This is a genomic window from Serratia sp. MYb239 (assembly GCF_002966855.1).
Taxonomy (GTDB): Bacteria; Pseudomonadota; Gammaproteobacteria; order Enterobacterales; family Enterobacteriaceae; genus Serratia_B; species Serratia_B rhizosphaerae.
The window spans coordinates 3,354,310-3,367,678 of the sequence record NZ_CP023268.1 but is presented as its reverse complement, the minus strand read 5'-3'; the positions used below and the strand labels follow the sequence as shown (position 1 = coordinate 3,367,678).

The window sequence follows — 13,369 nt, the reverse complement described above, 5'->3', positions numbered from 1 at the left end:
GCTTAAGTTGTGGTGTGTTTTTATCACAAAGCGCGATCGGGGTCGAAAACATTTGCGCACTCGTCGGCCTGCGCGCCGGCTTTGCGCACCAGCCACAGGGCAATTAACTGCACGATGTAGCGCCGCTGTTGTTCGTTCAGCGCCTGGCCGGCGGGAATGGCATGCCATTTCGCCAGGCAGCCGCGACAGCAGGTAGCGGTGGCGTGTTGGGCGACAAACGCCGGGTGGCCGCGCATCGGCGTCTGTTTACCGTCGTTTTTGGGCTGGGCGTCGGCCAGACGCTGGTCGATGAAATCGCGTGCGTGGCTGAGGATCACGGCGAGGCCTTTCTTTTCCAGGTAGAGCCGATCTTTATCGTTCAGGCGGAATTTGGCGCGGAATGGCGAGGTCTGTAGCCGCTGCCATCGGGTTTCGAGTTGAGAGTGCATATGGGGTTGCCGTAAGCAATAATCACCCGGCAAGAATAACAGATTTTATGACGGGCGACGAACGCTGGCCGGCGGTGATACTTATTATCTTGCTGGTCAATAATTACGCCGAAAGTGTTTATTTATTTTCCAGCTATCAATGTGTAGACCAAAATAAATAAAACGTTTAGCGATAAGTGCGGAAGTTTAAATCAGGGATTATTTCTGTAAGTGATTATTTCTGGTCGGATAGTTTGCCAGCAGGCGTATGGTCGGCGGTAAAAAGACAATAAAAAACCGGCCCGGGGGCCGGCTGTAAAGTACAGGGGTTATCATTACGATAATGAAGGTAATAATGAAAATAATGATGATAGCGAGTGAATTATAGTGGCTGTTTGAGGGGAATATTTTGACAGTATGTGCTTATTGATCGCTATTTTTGTATGGAATTCTACATTAGTTTAAGGTTTTGTATAACTTAGTGAATTTATTAAATTAAATTCATTTTTTGTCTTTAGATGCGCTATTTTGTTTGTCGGTAAGTTTTTGTGAAAGTTCGCCGGTATTTACATTTTGCAACCTTTACTTGCTCGATAGAAACACTCTTGGACACTTGGTATCATTTTCTTTCTGGATTAATATAACCCGTGTTACCAGAATGGTAATGCACAGTCGTGCTAATAATGCTCAAAAGGGCAGTGGCCGTAGCTCGACATAATTAACGAGGATAATAACGATGAAACTTCGAGTACTCTCCCTGATTGTCCCTGCGATGCTGGTTGCCGGCACCGCAGGCGCAGCGGAAATCTACAACAAAGACGGTAATAAACTGGATTTGTTCGGTAAAATCGATGGTCTTCACTATTTCTCTGACGACAATGGCACTGATGGCGACCAGTCTTACCTGCGTTTCGGCCTGCGTGGCGAAACTCAGATCAGCGACCAGCTGACCGGTTACGGTGAGTGGGAATATCAGGTTCAGCTGAACAAGACTGAAAACGAAAACGATTCCTACACCCGTGTCGGCTTCGCCGGTCTGCGTTTCGGCGACTACGGCTCACTGGACTACGGCCGTAACTACGGCGTGCTGTACGACATCGGCGCCTGGACCGACGTGCTGCCGGAATTCGGCGGCGACACCTACGGCGCGGACAACTTCCTGTTCCAACGTTCTAGCGGCGTGCTGACCTACCGTAACAATGACTTCTTCGGTCTGGTTGACGGCCTGAACTTCGCCCTGCAGTACCAGGGTAAAAACGACAGCGCTGAAGAGTCCAACAACGGTCGCGACGTGCTGGCGCAGAACGGCGATGGCTATGGCATGTCTGCCACCTACGATCTGGGCTACGGCATCAGCGCGGCGGCGGCTTACTTCTCTTCTGACCGTACCAATGAGCAGAATGGTTACAAAAACCCAGGTATTCTGGGCAGCGGCGACAAGGCTGAAGCGTACAGCGGCGGCCTGAAGTATGACGCCAACAACGTCTACCTGGCGGCGATGTACACCCAGTCTTACAACGCAACCCGTTTCGGCGGTAGCAAAGGCACCGCTTACGGCTACGCCAACAAAGCGCAGAACATTGAACTGGTTGCTCAGTACCAGTTCGACTTCGGCCTGCGTCCTTCCGTGGCTTACCTGCAGTCTAAAGGCAAGGACATCGAGCGTGGCTACGGCGATCAGGACCTGATGAAGTATGTTGACGTGGGTGCGACCTACTACTTCAACAAAAACATGTCCACCTATGTTGATTACAAAATCAACCTGATGGACGATAACGACTTCACCAAAGCCGCTGGTATCAACACCGACGACGTGGTGGCGCTGGGTCTGGTTTACCAGTTCTAAGCCTCAAGTTGTTTTGCATAACGCGGCCTCCGGGCCGCGTTTTTTTTGCCTGCCGGTTGGGCACGGATTGCTAGCCTGTCTTATCCACGCTGGCTAGGCTTGCTGAGTAGTCATTGCTCAGGAGGCCCTATGCCGCTCACGATTGAACGCATTATCGAAACGGCGCTGTATGTCAGCGATATGCCGCGCGCCAGCCATTTTTATGAAACCGTATTACAGCTGCCGGCGATGGTGGCGAAAGCACGCTTTCGTGCTTACAACGTTGGCGGTCAGAACGTGCTGCTGCTGTTTGTCAAAGGTGACGCACAGGAAGGCTTCCGTGAAGAGGCGGGCTACATACCGCCTCACGACGGCAGCGGCCCCTATCATCTGGGGTTCGCGGTCAGTAAGGCGCAGCTGCCGCAGTGGGAGCAACGCTTAAACCAGCACGGGGTGGAAATCGAAGGGCGCATGAGCTGGCCGCGCGGCGGGGAAAGTATTTATTTCCGTGACCCGGATGGCCATCTGTTGGAATTAGTGACGCCCGGACTGTGGGAAAATTATTAAATACGATGGTGAAAACGATTAATAAAAATCACTGAATGGGGTAGGGGAAGTCTAATTAATAAATACGCTACCCCCTACCTTAATAAATTAAAGTATAAATGTGGAAATAATATTATTGGCGTTAATATTTTTTGGCGGCGCGCGCGTTTGGTAAGGCAGGAATAATTCACTGATAACCGGTTCTGGAATAATAACGGCAATAGCCTTACCGGCGGAAAACGGCGCGTGCAGGAAGGGCGGCAGCGTAAAGTGCAACGGTGGATTATGATGGAACAGGCTGCAGTAACCGCAAAGGTCGCCGCTGCCGTCATCCGTCATACCGGAGGCGTGCTGCCGTGCGGCGGGGGCGTCGCCCGTCTGATGATGCATCATCATCATATGCTCGCCCATCGGCATGTTCATGCCCATCTCACTGTTATATTGTGAGTTTTTTACCAGCTGCGCGGAGATTAACGGCCCGGCAAATACCATCAGCATGGCAAACAGGCCCAGCCAGGCCAGCGTGCGTATTGAGTGCTTTGACAGTTTCACCAGTAATCGGCCCTTGAGGAATGGAAAAGGCGGCATGCTGTGCCGGCGCCAGTGTAACATCATTCACAAATTACCAACACCGCAAGAAAATCATTTGTTAATTAAATATAGATCGGATAAATTCCGCAGGTATTAAATTCACCTGTGGAAAATAATAATGACTGAACGCGTAAACGCGTTACCTTCGGCTGCCCGAAATATGCGGCAGCGGGTAACGACTCGCAGCTGGTTTATTCCGTTGATGATGCGTCTGCATTTCTATATTGGCGTATTTGTCGGTCCCTTTTTACTTATTGCCGCATTAAGCGGAATTTTTTATGCCCTGACGCCGCAGCTGGAATCTTATTGGTACGCCGAACAGTTGTATCACCACAGCAGCGGACAGCCGCAGACGCTACAGCGGCAGATTGCGGCCGCACAGGCGGTGGCGCCGACGGAGGCGCAGCTCTCCGCCGTACGTCCGTCGCCGGCAGCCGGCGAGAACACGCGGGTGCTGTTTAACGTCGGCGGCTTGACGTCTGGCGAACGTCTGGCGGTGTTTGTCGATCCCGTCACGCTGCAGACCCACGGCGCGCTGGCGGTGTACGGCACCAGCGGCGTGCTGCCGTTGCGCACCTGGCTGGACCAGTTGCACCGCAGCCTGTTGCTGGGGGAGCTTGGTCGCAACTACAGCGAGCTGGCGGCATCCTGGCTGTGGGTGGCGGCGCTGGGCGGCCTGATCCTGTGGGGAGCGCGCAAACGCGCGGCGCGGCGTCAGCGCGGCGTGCGCGCTCTGCACCGCCAACTGGGCGTGCTGTTGTCGCTGGGGCTGCTGTTTTTCTCGATTACCGGCCTGACCTGGTCGAACTGGGCCGGCGATAATATCAGTGTATTACGTCATCAGTTTGGCTGGGCGACACCGTCGCTGTCTACCGCCTTGCACGGCGCATCCCATGAGGCGATGGATGAACATGCGGAGCACCGCGGTCACGCCATGGCGTCAGGCGAGATGGCGCCTGTGGCGGATGCCGCTATGTATGACCGGGTATTGCAGCGGGCGCGCATCGCGGGCATTGACGCCAATAAAGTAGAGATTCGTCAGCCGCAGGGGGCGGGCCAGGCCTGGTCGGTCAGCGAAATCGACCGCAGCTGGCCGACGCAGGTCGATGCGGTGGCGGTAGACCCGCATACCATGACGGTTGTCGACAGCGTGCATTTCGCCAGCTTCCCGCTGGCGGCCAAGTTGACGCGCTGGGGCATCGATCTGCACATGGGCATTCTGTTCGGTCTGGTGAATGAGCTGGTGCTGGTGGTCTTTGCCGCCGGGCTGGTGGCGATGGTGATCATGGGGTATCTGATGTGGTGGCGCAACCGGCCGACGCGGGCGGCGGAACGCGCGCCGCGTTCGCCGCTGATGCTGCTGCGTCGCACGCCAAAAGGGCCGCTGGCGTTGATTTTACTGGCGACGCTGCTGCTGGGTTACAGCCTGCCGGTTCTTGGGGCCAGCATCGTGTTGTTCTTGCTGGCTGATGCGCTGCGTTACGGTTGGCTGCGCTGGCGGCAAGCCGATTAACGCTGCTGATGAATCGCCGGATTGAAATAGCACCAAGAGTTAAAGCGGAATTTGTGGAAAAGCCTTTCGCCATCTAGACTTAGAATACAATAAACGCACTCTAAGAGGACAAGCTATGACGAAGAAGTTGGTTTTAGCCGTTTGTACTACAGCAGCACTTTCCATTCTTGCCGGCTGTACCGCTTATGACCGGGCGGCGAGCTATGTGAAAGAGCCGGTGGTCAGTGATGTGAAAGTCGGGATGACCAAGGAGCAGGTGCGTGCGATTGCCGGGCCGCCGTCAACCTCTGCGACGCTGGTTCATGCGCAGGGCACCTGTGATACTTATGCCGTCGCGCCGCGTGATGGCAAGGCGCAAACCTATTTTGTCAGCTACAACGATACCGGTCATGTAATGAACAAAGGCTATCAAAGCTGTTCAGACTATGACTCGCAGCCGAAGTAATCGGCGCCAGATGCCAAAGGCCGGACGACTGTCCGGCCTTTTTGTTGTTGGGGCCAGCGGAAAATCCACCGCCGTGCGGTAGAAAAAAACAGGTCAGGCTGATGAGATATTGCGCTGTTTTCGGCGTGGTTTGCACTTTTTAACCACTCTTGGTCTGAAGTTTGAGCAAACGCGCCGAAATGCCTATTTTTTTGTATGGCAACGCTAGACATTTCATAACGGTACCGTTAATATCTGCGCCCATTGGAAGGATGGCTGAGTGGTTTAAGGCAGCGGTCTTGAAAACCGTCGAGTGTAACAGCTCCCAGAGTTCGAATCTCTGTCCTTCCGCCAAATTCGAAACCCCAGGCTTTAATCAGCCTGGGGTTTTTTCGTTGTGCCGTGGGCAGAAAAGAGAAGAGGCCCTGTGGGGCCTCTTGTTTCATGTTCAGCGCGGGAACACCACCGTGCGGTTCTCATAGAGAAATACCCGCCGCTCTACGTGCCAACTGACGGCGCGCGCCAGGGTCACGCGTTCGATATCGCGTCCTTTTTCAATCAGATCTTCCGGGTAGTCGGTATGGGTTACCGGCTCTACGCTCTGGGCGATGATCGGCCCTTCGTCCAGTTCCTCATTGATGTAATGCGCCGTGGCGCCCACCAGTTTGACCCCTTTGGCCCAGGCCTGATGGTAGGGCTTGGCGCCCTTAAAGCCCGGCAGCAGCGAATGGTGGATATTGATCGCCTTGCCCGCCAGCCGGCGGCACATCGTGTCCGACAGCACCTGCATATAGCGCGCCAGAATCACCAGCTCGGCGCCGGTCTCCTCAATGATTTTCCACACCTGCGCTTCCTGCTGCGGTCGGGTGTCGGCGGTGACCGGCAGGTAGTGGTAGGGCAGGCCGTGCCATGTCACCAGCGGTTCCAGATCGCGGTGGTTGGAGATCACGGCGCACACCTCCACCGGCAGCTGGCTGGTACGGTAGCGGTACAGCAGGTCGTTCAGGCAGTGATCGGTACGCGAGACCATAATCACCACCGGCACCCGATGCCCGGGAGCGGTCAGCCCGAAGGTCATCTCGAACCCCGCCGCCCGCTCTTCGAAGCGCGCCTCGAAGGCCTGGCTGTCAAAACCGGACGGCGGCCGAAACTCGGTGCGGATAAAGAAACGCCCGGATTCGCGATCGTCAAACGAGTTCTGCTCGGTAATGTAGCAGCCGTTTTCCCGTAGGAAACCGGTCACGGCATCCACCGTGCCGAGCCGCCCCGGACACTGGGCGGTCATAATCCAGCAGTCATTATTACGACTCATTTCTGTTCTCCGTCAGGGGATCGCGCCGATGCCGTACTCTTCTCCGGCGTCCAGCAGCCAGCGCCAGAGGTAATCTGCGAAGCTGCGTCTGACCACCAGTTCCCAGCGAACATCGTCGGGCCGGCGCAGTACCGCGGTGGTTTTGGCGAAGACGGTGGTCACCGCCTTGCCCGCAGGGAAATTGTCCGGGTGCACGTCGTAGACCACCGACTTCATCAGCAGCTCGCGAACTTTTTCCCCCCGCAGTTCCAACAGCGTCTGGCCGCCGCTGACGTTGGTGATGGCGTAGTGGGCATCGCCCAGCGCCGCCCGCAGCCGGTTTTCCACCTCAAACTCGCTGCCTTCCGGCACGATCAGCAGCCATTCGTCCGGCGACAGCCACTGGGTGCTGATCTCGCCGCCGTTTTCACTGACCAGCCCCAGCGGCTGGCCCGGAAGCCCGATCCCCAGCACGTCGCGCAGCGCCTGATCGAGGACGATGGCGCCGCCGCGCAGAATCAGATGCCCGCAGAACGGCCGTTCCCGCAGCGTCACGCCGCTGCGCTCATCGGCCTCCGGGCGGCCCGTGTTGCGGTAAGACAGCGCCAGCGGCGATTCGCGCGTCACCTGCGCCTCGGGGTGGCTGTTAAAGGTGCTTATCTTTACGGCATCAGACATTTTGGCGCTCTCCTTTGGGATCGACGAAGATCGGGCTGACAATTTCGGCCTCATGGACCTGGCCGTCGACCATCGGCAGCCAGACGGTATGGCCCATTTTCTGGTGGCCGTCTTTCACCACCGCCAGCGCGAAACCGCTGTCCAGGGTCGGGCTGTAGTAGCTGGAGGTGACGTGGCCCACCATCGGCATCGGGATCGGATGGTTGGGATCCAGTACAATCTGTGCGCCTTCTTCCAGCACCACTTTCGGATCTTTAGGCCGCAGGCCGACCAACTGCTTACGGTCGGTGCGCCGGGTATCGACGCGCGTCAGCGCCCGCTTGCCCACCCAGGAAAAGCTTTTGTCATAGCCTACGCACCACTGCATGCCGAGATCTTCCGGCGTCATGGAGCCGTCGGTGTCCTGGCCGGCGATAATAAAGCCTTTCTCGGCGCGCAGAACGTGCATCGTTTCGGTGCCGTAAGGCGTCAGGCCATACTTTTCTCCGTGCTCGAACAGCGCTTCCCAGACGTGGCGCGCGTAGTTGGCCTGCACGTTAACTTCATAGGCGAGTTCGCCGGTAAACGAGATGCGGAACACCCGCGCCGGAACGCCGGCCACCGTGCCGGCGCGCCAGTCCATAAACTTAAAGGCTTCGCGCGACAGATCGATATCGCACACTTCTTCCAGCAGGCGGCGGGATTCCGGCCCGGACAGGGAGAGAGTGGCCCAGTGGTCGGTCACCGAGGTGAAAAACACCTGCAGCTCCGGCCATTCGGTCTGGTGCCACAGCTCCAGCCACTCCAGCACTGCCGCCGCGCCGCCGGTGCTGGTGGTCATCAGGAAGTGGTTAGCCCCCAGGCAACTGGTGGTGCCGTCATCCATCACCATGCCGTCGTCCTTGCACATCAGGCCGTAGCGCACCCGGCCAAAGCCCAGCTTCGCCCACTTGTTGGTGTAGATACGCTCCAGGAAGGTGCGGGCGTCCGGCCCCTGAATATCGATCTTGCCGAGGGTAGAGGCATCGAGGATCCCCACGCCGCTGCGTACGGCGCGGCACTCCCTGGCCACGGCTTCTTCCAGCGTTTCGCTGCGTCCGTTGACGCGCTGCGGGAAATACCACGGGCGCTTCCACTGGCCGACCTCTTCAAATTCCGCCCCTCGATCAAGATGCCACTGATGCAGCGCGGTATGGCGCTCCGGCTCGAACAGTTCGGCGCAGTGGCGTCCCGCTACGGCGCCAAAGGCGACGGGCGTATAGTTGGGACGGAACACGGTGGTGCCGACTTCCGGGATGGTGCGCCCCAGACAGCGGGCGGCGATGGCCATGCCGTTGATATTGCCCAGTTTGCCCTGATCGGTGCCGAAACCCATCACGGTGTAGCGCTTGATATGTTCGATGGACTCAAAGCCTTCGCGTATTGCCAGCTCAATGGCGGCGGCGGTGACGTCATTTTGCAGGTCGACAAACTGCTTCGGCGCCCGCGAGGTAGGCCGATCGTGCGGCACCTGATAGAGCGCCAGCGCTGCGCCGTCGTTGCGGTTTGCCACTTCAGGCAGCGCAATTTCCACGGGTTCGCCGCCGGTTTCTGCGGCAGCCTGAGCACCCGCCGCCGCGCCGTCTTGCAGGACTTTTCCGGTAGCGAACGCGCCGGTCACTGCGCCGGCGGCGATCATACCGTCCACCTGCGGCGCGACAAATCCCGGCACCTCATCGCGCCAGACCGGCCGCGCGCCGGTGTGCACGGCCAGGTGAATCACCGGGCTGTAGCCGCCAGAACTTGCTACGGTATCGCACTCCAGGGTGTCCACCCGATCCACCACCCGGAAGCCGGCGTGGTCGATGCGGGCGACCCGCACGCGGTTAACTCTGGAGCCGCCCTGGGCCTCAATCACGGCGCTGCCGCTGATGATACGAATGCCTCTGGCGCGCGCCTGGGCCACCAGTTCGCCCTGCGGGTTATCTCTGGCATCGACAATCGCCGCCACTTCCCGGCCGCTGTCCAGCCAGTCCAGCGCGGCGCAGTAGGCGTGGTCGTTGCTGGTCGACAGCACCAGACGCTGGCCCGGCGCCACGCCGTAGCGGTGAATATAGGTGGAGAGGGCGCCGGCGATGAAGTTGCCCGGAATATCGTTGCCCGCGTAGACCAGCGGCCGCTCGTGGGCGCCGCTGGCCAGCACAATGCGTTTGGCCCGCACCCGGTGCAGGCGCAGACGCGCCTGATGGTCCGGCGCGGTTTCGTCCAGATGGTCGGTGCGTCGCTCCAGCAGGGTGACGAAGTTGTGGTCATGACGGCCGGTGGCGGTGGTGCGCGGCAGCAGCTGTACATTATCCAGCGCCGCCAGCGCGTTCAGGGTTTCCGCCACCCAGTGTGCGGCGTCGCGGCCGTTTAACGGCTCACGGCTGTCGAGCAGCGAACCGCCCATCTCTTCCTGCTCATCCGCCAGCATTACCCGTACGCCGCTGCGGCCGGCGGCCAGCGCCGCAGCCAGACCGGCCGGGCCGGCGCCGATGATCAGCACATCGCAGTGCTGGTTAAGATGATCGTAGCGATCCGGATCGCGCGCCACGGGGCTGCGTCCCAGTCCGGCGCCCTTGCGGATATACTTCTCCCAGGTCATCCACATCGAGGCCGGCTTCATAAAGGTCTTATAGTAAAAGCCGGGCGGCATAAAACGCCCGAGCATTTTACCCACGGCGCCCATCAGGTCGCGTTCGGTGCTGGGCCAGCCGTTGGTGCTGCCCGCCGTCAGTCCGTCATACAGCGCCTGCTGGGTGGCGCGCACGTTCGGCACCTGGCTGGCTTCGGTGCTGCCCAATTGCACCACGGCATTGGGTTCTTCGGCGCCGGCGGCGACAATGCCGCGCGGGCGCCCGTACTTAAAGCTGCGGTTGACGATATCTACGCCGTTGGCCAGCAGCGCCGAGGCCAGGGTATCGCCGGCAAACCCCTGCAGGGTCTGGCCGTTAAAACGAAAACTCAGCGGTCGGCTGCGGTCAATACGGCCGCCGTCAGCCAGACGATTCACCTGTTTCATACGCCACCTCCGGCCTGGATCCGCTCATCAGGGGTCACGGTTTCAGTTTTGCTGTCGTCGCGGCGCGGCAGGGGCACCACATCGGCCCCGGCGCCGGTTTTCGGCTGTTCGCCAATCCGGTAGGTTTCCAGAATTTCGTAGCTCACCGTATTGCGCACCATGTTAAAGAATTTGCGGCAGCCCGCAGCATGCACCCAAAGTTCCCGGTGAATGCCGCGTGGGTTATCGCGGAAAAACAGATACTCTCCCCACTCTTCGTCGCTACAGGCGTCGGGATCCGCCGGGCGCACGATATGCGCCTGGCCTTTGGGGTGGAACTCTTCTTCTTCCCGGTGTTCGCCACACCAGGGGCACCAGATATGCAGCATCTTGCTTCCTCCTCTCAGTGGGCAACGCCGGCGGCGCCGTGTTCGTCCACCAATGCGCCGGTATTGAATCGATCGATCGAGAACGGGGCCGCCAGCGGGTGCGGCTTGCCTGCCGCCAGGCTGGCGGCGAAGACGTGGGCCGAACCCGGCGTGGCTTTAAAGCCGCCGGTTCCCCAGCCGCAGTTAAACCACAGCCCTTTGACTTTGGTGGCCGACAGAATCGGGCTGGCGTCCGGCGTGGTATCGACGATGCCGCCCCATTGCCGGTTCATGCGCACCCGCGAGAACGCCGGGAACATCTCGACGATCGCCTGCAGCGTATGCTCGATGGTGGAGTAACTGCCGCGCTGGCCGTAGCCGTTGTAGCCGTCGATACCGGCGCCGATCACCAGATCGCCTTTATCCGACTGGCTGATGTAGCCGTGCACGTGGTTTGACATCACCACGGTATCCAGCACCGGTTTCAGCGGTTCGGACACCAGCGCCTGCAGCGGGTGGGATTCCAGCGGCAGCTTCAGCCCGGCCATGCCGGCCAGCACCCCGGAGTTGCCCGCCGCCACGCAGCCGACGGTGCGGGCTTCGATATCGCCGCGGGTGGTGTGCACGCCGTAGACCTGGCCGTCACGCATCATAAAGCCGGTGACCTCGGTCTGCTGCAGGATATCCACCCCCAGGGCGTCCGCCGCGCGCGCAAAGCCCCAGGCGACCGCATCATGGCGCGCCACGCCGCCGCGAGGCTGCCAAGAGGCGCCCAGCACCGGATAGCGGGCGTTTTTCGAACAGTCGAGCATCGGCACCAAATCCTGCACCTGGCGGGCGTCCAGCACCTCGCCGTCGATGCCGTTCAGGCGGTTGGCGTTTACCCGGCGGCGGATGTCGCGCATATCCTGGAGGGTATGCCCCAGATTGAGCACGCCGCGTTGGGAGAACATCACGTTGTAGTTGAGATCCTGCGACAGGCCTTCCCACAGTTTCATTGAGTGTTCAAACAGCGCTGCGGCCTCGTCCCACAGATAGTTGGAGCGCACGATGGTGGTGTTACGGGCGGTATTGCCGCCCCCCAGCCAGCCTTTTTCCACCACCGCCACATTGGTGATGCCGAACTCTTTCGCCAGGTAGTAAGCGGTGCCCAACCCGTGGCCGCCGCCGCCGATGATAATTACGTCATAAGATTTCTTCGGCACGGGGCTGCGCCACATCCGCGGCCAGTCTTCATGGTGGTTGAGGCCATGGCGCAGCAGACTCAAACCTGAATAATGTTGCATAGCGTCTCTTCCTGTCTGTTAGGCGAAAGCGGGGCGGGGCAGCGTCATGCCCTGAGGGTCGCCGTAAACCGGGTAGCGGGCGCACAGCTCCGCCACGTTGGATCGTACCCAGGCCTCGATATTGCTGCTCTCTTCGTGAGTGCCTTCTTTACCGCGAGCCAGGGTATCCAGAATGTCGCAGATCCAATGCGCCAGCATTTCGCACTCGCGCAGATCAAAGCCGCGGGTGGTGATCGCCGGGGTGCCGATACGCAGTCCCGATGTGACGAAGGGGCTGTGGGGATCGTTGGGCACGGCGTTTTTATTGACGGTGATATGGGCGCGCCCCAGCGCGGCATCCGCCTCTTTGCCGGTAATGCCCTGGCGAATCAGTGAGACCAGGAACAGATGGTTGTCGGTGCCGCCGGAGACCAGATCGTACCCGCGCCGGATGAACACCCCCGCCATCGCCCGGGCATTGTCGATAACCCGCGCCTGATAGCGGACAAACTCTTCGCTCATCGCTTCGCGCAGCGCCACCGCCTTGGCGGCGATCACGTGCATCAGCGGGCCGCCCTGCTGCCCGGGGAAGACTGCGGCATTCAGTTTTTTGTACAGCTCCTCATCGCCGCAGGCGGAGAGGATCATGCCGCCGCGCGGGCCGCGCAGCGTTTTATGGGTGGTGGTAGTGACCACGTGGGCGTGGGGCAGCGGGTTGGGGTAGCAGCGGGCCGCCACCAGCCCGGCGACGTGGGCCATGTCCACCAGCAGCCAGGCGCCGACTTCATCGGCGATCTCGCGGAAACGGCGCCAGTTCACCACCCGGGCGTAGGCGGAGAAACCGGCGATAATCAGCTTCGGCTGGTGCTCAAGCGCCAGTCTCCGCACCTCATCGTAATTGATCTCGCCGCTTTCCGGGTCGAGGCCATACTGCACCGCGTTGTAGTGTTTGCCGGAAACGTTAGGCGCCGCGCCGTGGGTCAGGTGGCCGCCGTGGGCCAGGCTCATCCCCAGGATGGTGTCCCCCGGCTTCACCAGCGCCATAAACGCCGCAGCGTTCGCCTGAGCGCCGGAGTGCGGCTGCACGTTGGCGTAGTCGGCGCCGAACAGCAGACAGGCGCGCTCGATAGCCAGCCGCTCCACCACGTCGACGTGTTCACAGCCGCCGTAGTAGCGCTTGCCCGGATAACCTTCAGCATATTTGTTGGTTAACTGGCTTCCCTGAACCGCCATCACCTGAGAGCTGGCGTAGTTTTCGGAAGCGATCAGTTCGATATGGTTTTCCTGACGCACCATTTCGCCAACGACGGCGGCGAAGAGCTGCGGGTCGGTCTTGTTCAAATCATCGGCATTCATCTGCTTATCCTCAGGGTTAGCGCTGCGGCGGCACCATCCGCCTACCGTCAACCAAGATAGATCGGGGCGTACCTCTGAAGATTGAACAGATGCGACAACTTTATGTC

General features: G+C 59.6%; 12 protein-coding genes and 1 tRNA gene. 5 read left to right on the top strand and 8 right to left on the bottom strand.

Annotated elements, in window-relative coordinates; translation table 11 throughout:
* Positions 1 to 23: 23 nt before the first annotated feature.
* A complete protein-coding gene (locus CLM71_RS16230; protein WP_105231901.1) occupies positions 24 to 428 on the bottom strand; it encodes a DUF4186 domain-containing protein in 405 nt (134 codons plus the stop codon).
* A gap of 715 nt (positions 429 to 1,143) precedes the next feature.
* Here CLM71_RS16230 and CLM71_RS16225 point away from each other — a divergent pair.
* Together CLM71_RS16225 and CLM71_RS16220 are read left to right on the top strand one after the other, a co-directional pair.
* Entirely contained in the window at positions 1,144 to 2,253 is a 1,110-nt protein-coding gene (locus CLM71_RS16225) for a porin OmpC (RefSeq protein ID WP_105231900.1), read from the top strand.
* Positions 2,254 to 2,382: 129 nt separating this feature from the next.
* The gene (locus tag CLM71_RS16220; protein ID WP_105231899.1) at positions 2,383 to 2,799 is read left to right on the top strand and encodes a VOC family protein; all 417 of its coding nucleotides are present in this window, start codon (positions 2,383 to 2,385) and stop codon (positions 2,797 to 2,799) included.
* A gap of 87 nt (positions 2,800 to 2,886) precedes the next feature.
* Here the strand turns inward: CLM71_RS16220 and CLM71_RS16215 are convergent, their stop codons facing one another.
* On the bottom strand, positions 2,887 to 3,330 hold the full coding sequence (locus CLM71_RS16215; protein WP_105233445.1) for a DUF2946 domain-containing protein: 444 nt from the start codon (positions 3,328 to 3,330) through the stop codon (positions 2,887 to 2,889).
* A gap of 157 nt (positions 3,331 to 3,487) precedes the next feature.
* Between CLM71_RS16215 and CLM71_RS16210 the strand changes: the two genes are divergently transcribed.
* The 3 genes from CLM71_RS16210 (at position 3,488) to CLM71_RS16200 (ending at position 5,660) form a co-directional block, all read left to right on the top strand.
* Positions 3,488 to 4,882, top strand: a complete 1,395-nt coding sequence (locus CLM71_RS16210) for a PepSY domain-containing protein (protein WP_105231898.1) — start codon at positions 3,488 to 3,490, stop codon at positions 4,880 to 4,882.
* 115 nt (positions 4,883 to 4,997) lie between these two features.
* Complete coding sequence (osmE, locus tag CLM71_RS16205) at positions 4,998 to 5,327, top strand: osmotically-inducible lipoprotein OsmE (protein ID WP_105231897.1); 330 nt, start codon at positions 4,998 to 5,000, stop codon at positions 5,325 to 5,327.
* Between the two features lie 245 nt (positions 5,328 to 5,572).
* Positions 5,573 to 5,660: transfer RNA gene (locus CLM71_RS16200), tRNA-Ser, on the top strand.
* Between the two features lie 94 nt (positions 5,661 to 5,754).
* Here the strand turns inward: CLM71_RS16200 and purU are convergent.
* From purU to glyA, 6 genes are read right to left on the bottom strand one after another with little or no spacing between them, the layout of a single operon-like run.
* A complete protein-coding gene (gene purU / locus CLM71_RS16195) occupies positions 5,755 to 6,618 on the bottom strand; it encodes a formyltetrahydrofolate deformylase (protein ID WP_105231896.1) in 864 nt (287 codons plus the stop codon).
* Between the two features lie 12 nt (positions 6,619 to 6,630).
* Positions 6,631 to 7,275, bottom strand: a complete 645-nt coding sequence (locus CLM71_RS16190; RefSeq protein WP_105231895.1) for a sarcosine oxidase subunit gamma — start codon at positions 7,273 to 7,275, stop codon at positions 6,631 to 6,633.
* A complete protein-coding gene (locus CLM71_RS16185; protein ID WP_105231894.1) occupies positions 7,268 to 10,294 on the bottom strand; it encodes a sarcosine oxidase subunit alpha family protein in 3,027 nt (1,008 codons plus the stop codon). The genes CLM71_RS16190 and CLM71_RS16185 overlap by 8 nt, the downstream gene beginning before the upstream one ends.
* On the bottom strand, positions 10,291 to 10,662 hold the full coding sequence (locus tag CLM71_RS16180; protein WP_105231893.1) for a sarcosine oxidase subunit delta: 372 nt from the start codon (positions 10,660 to 10,662) through the stop codon (positions 10,291 to 10,293). The genes CLM71_RS16185 and CLM71_RS16180 overlap by 4 nt, the downstream gene beginning before the upstream one ends.
* A 14-nt stretch (positions 10,663 to 10,676) precedes the next feature.
* Positions 10,677 to 11,927 (bottom strand): sarcosine oxidase subunit beta family protein, encoded by a 1,251-nt coding sequence (locus CLM71_RS16175; RefSeq protein ID WP_105231892.1) that lies wholly within the window; start codon positions 11,925 to 11,927, stop codon positions 10,677 to 10,679.
* An 18-nt stretch (positions 11,928 to 11,945) separates the two neighbouring features.
* A complete protein-coding gene (gene glyA / locus CLM71_RS16170; RefSeq protein ID WP_105231891.1) occupies positions 11,946 to 13,262 on the bottom strand; it encodes a serine hydroxymethyltransferase in 1,317 nt (438 codons plus the stop codon).
* Between the last annotated feature and the right edge of the window lie 107 nt (positions 13,263 to 13,369).

Excerpts from the sequence above, each read along its gene's own strand:
- CLM71_RS16230 (WP_105231901.1), bottom strand. The coding sequence starts at position 428 with ATGCACTCTCAACTCGAAACCCGATGGCAGCGGCTACAGACCTCGCCA.
- CLM71_RS16225 (WP_105231900.1), top strand. The coding sequence starts at position 1,144 with ATGAAACTTCGAGTACTCTCCCTGATTGTCCCTGCGATGCTGGTTGCC.
- CLM71_RS16220 (WP_105231899.1), top strand. The coding sequence starts at position 2,383 with ATGCCGCTCACGATTGAACGCATTATCGAAACGGCGCTGTATGTCAGC.
- CLM71_RS16210 (WP_105231898.1), top strand. The coding sequence starts at position 3,488 with ATGACTGAACGCGTAAACGCGTTACCTTCGGCTGCCCGAAATATGCGG.
- osmE (WP_105231897.1), top strand. The coding sequence starts at position 4,998 with ATGACGAAGAAGTTGGTTTTAGCCGTTTGTACTACAGCAGCACTTTCC.
- purU (WP_105231896.1), bottom strand. The coding sequence starts at position 6,618 with ATGAGTCGTAATAATGACTGCTGGATTATGACCGCCCAGTGTCCGGGG.
- CLM71_RS16190 (WP_105231895.1), bottom strand. The coding sequence starts at position 7,275 with ATGTCTGATGCCGTAAAGATAAGCACCTTTAACAGCCACCCCGAGGCG.
- CLM71_RS16185 (WP_105231894.1), bottom strand. The coding sequence starts at position 10,294 with ATGAAACAGGTGAATCGTCTGGCTGACGGCGGCCGTATTGACCGCAGC.
- CLM71_RS16180 (WP_105231893.1), bottom strand. The coding sequence starts at position 10,662 with ATGCTGCATATCTGGTGCCCCTGGTGTGGCGAACACCGGGAAGAAGAA.
- CLM71_RS16175 (WP_105231892.1), bottom strand. The coding sequence starts at position 11,927 with ATGCAACATTATTCAGGTTTGAGTCTGCTGCGCCATGGCCTCAACCAC.
- glyA (WP_105231891.1), bottom strand. The coding sequence starts at position 13,262 with ATGAATGCCGATGATTTGAACAAGACCGACCCGCAGCTCTTCGCCGCC.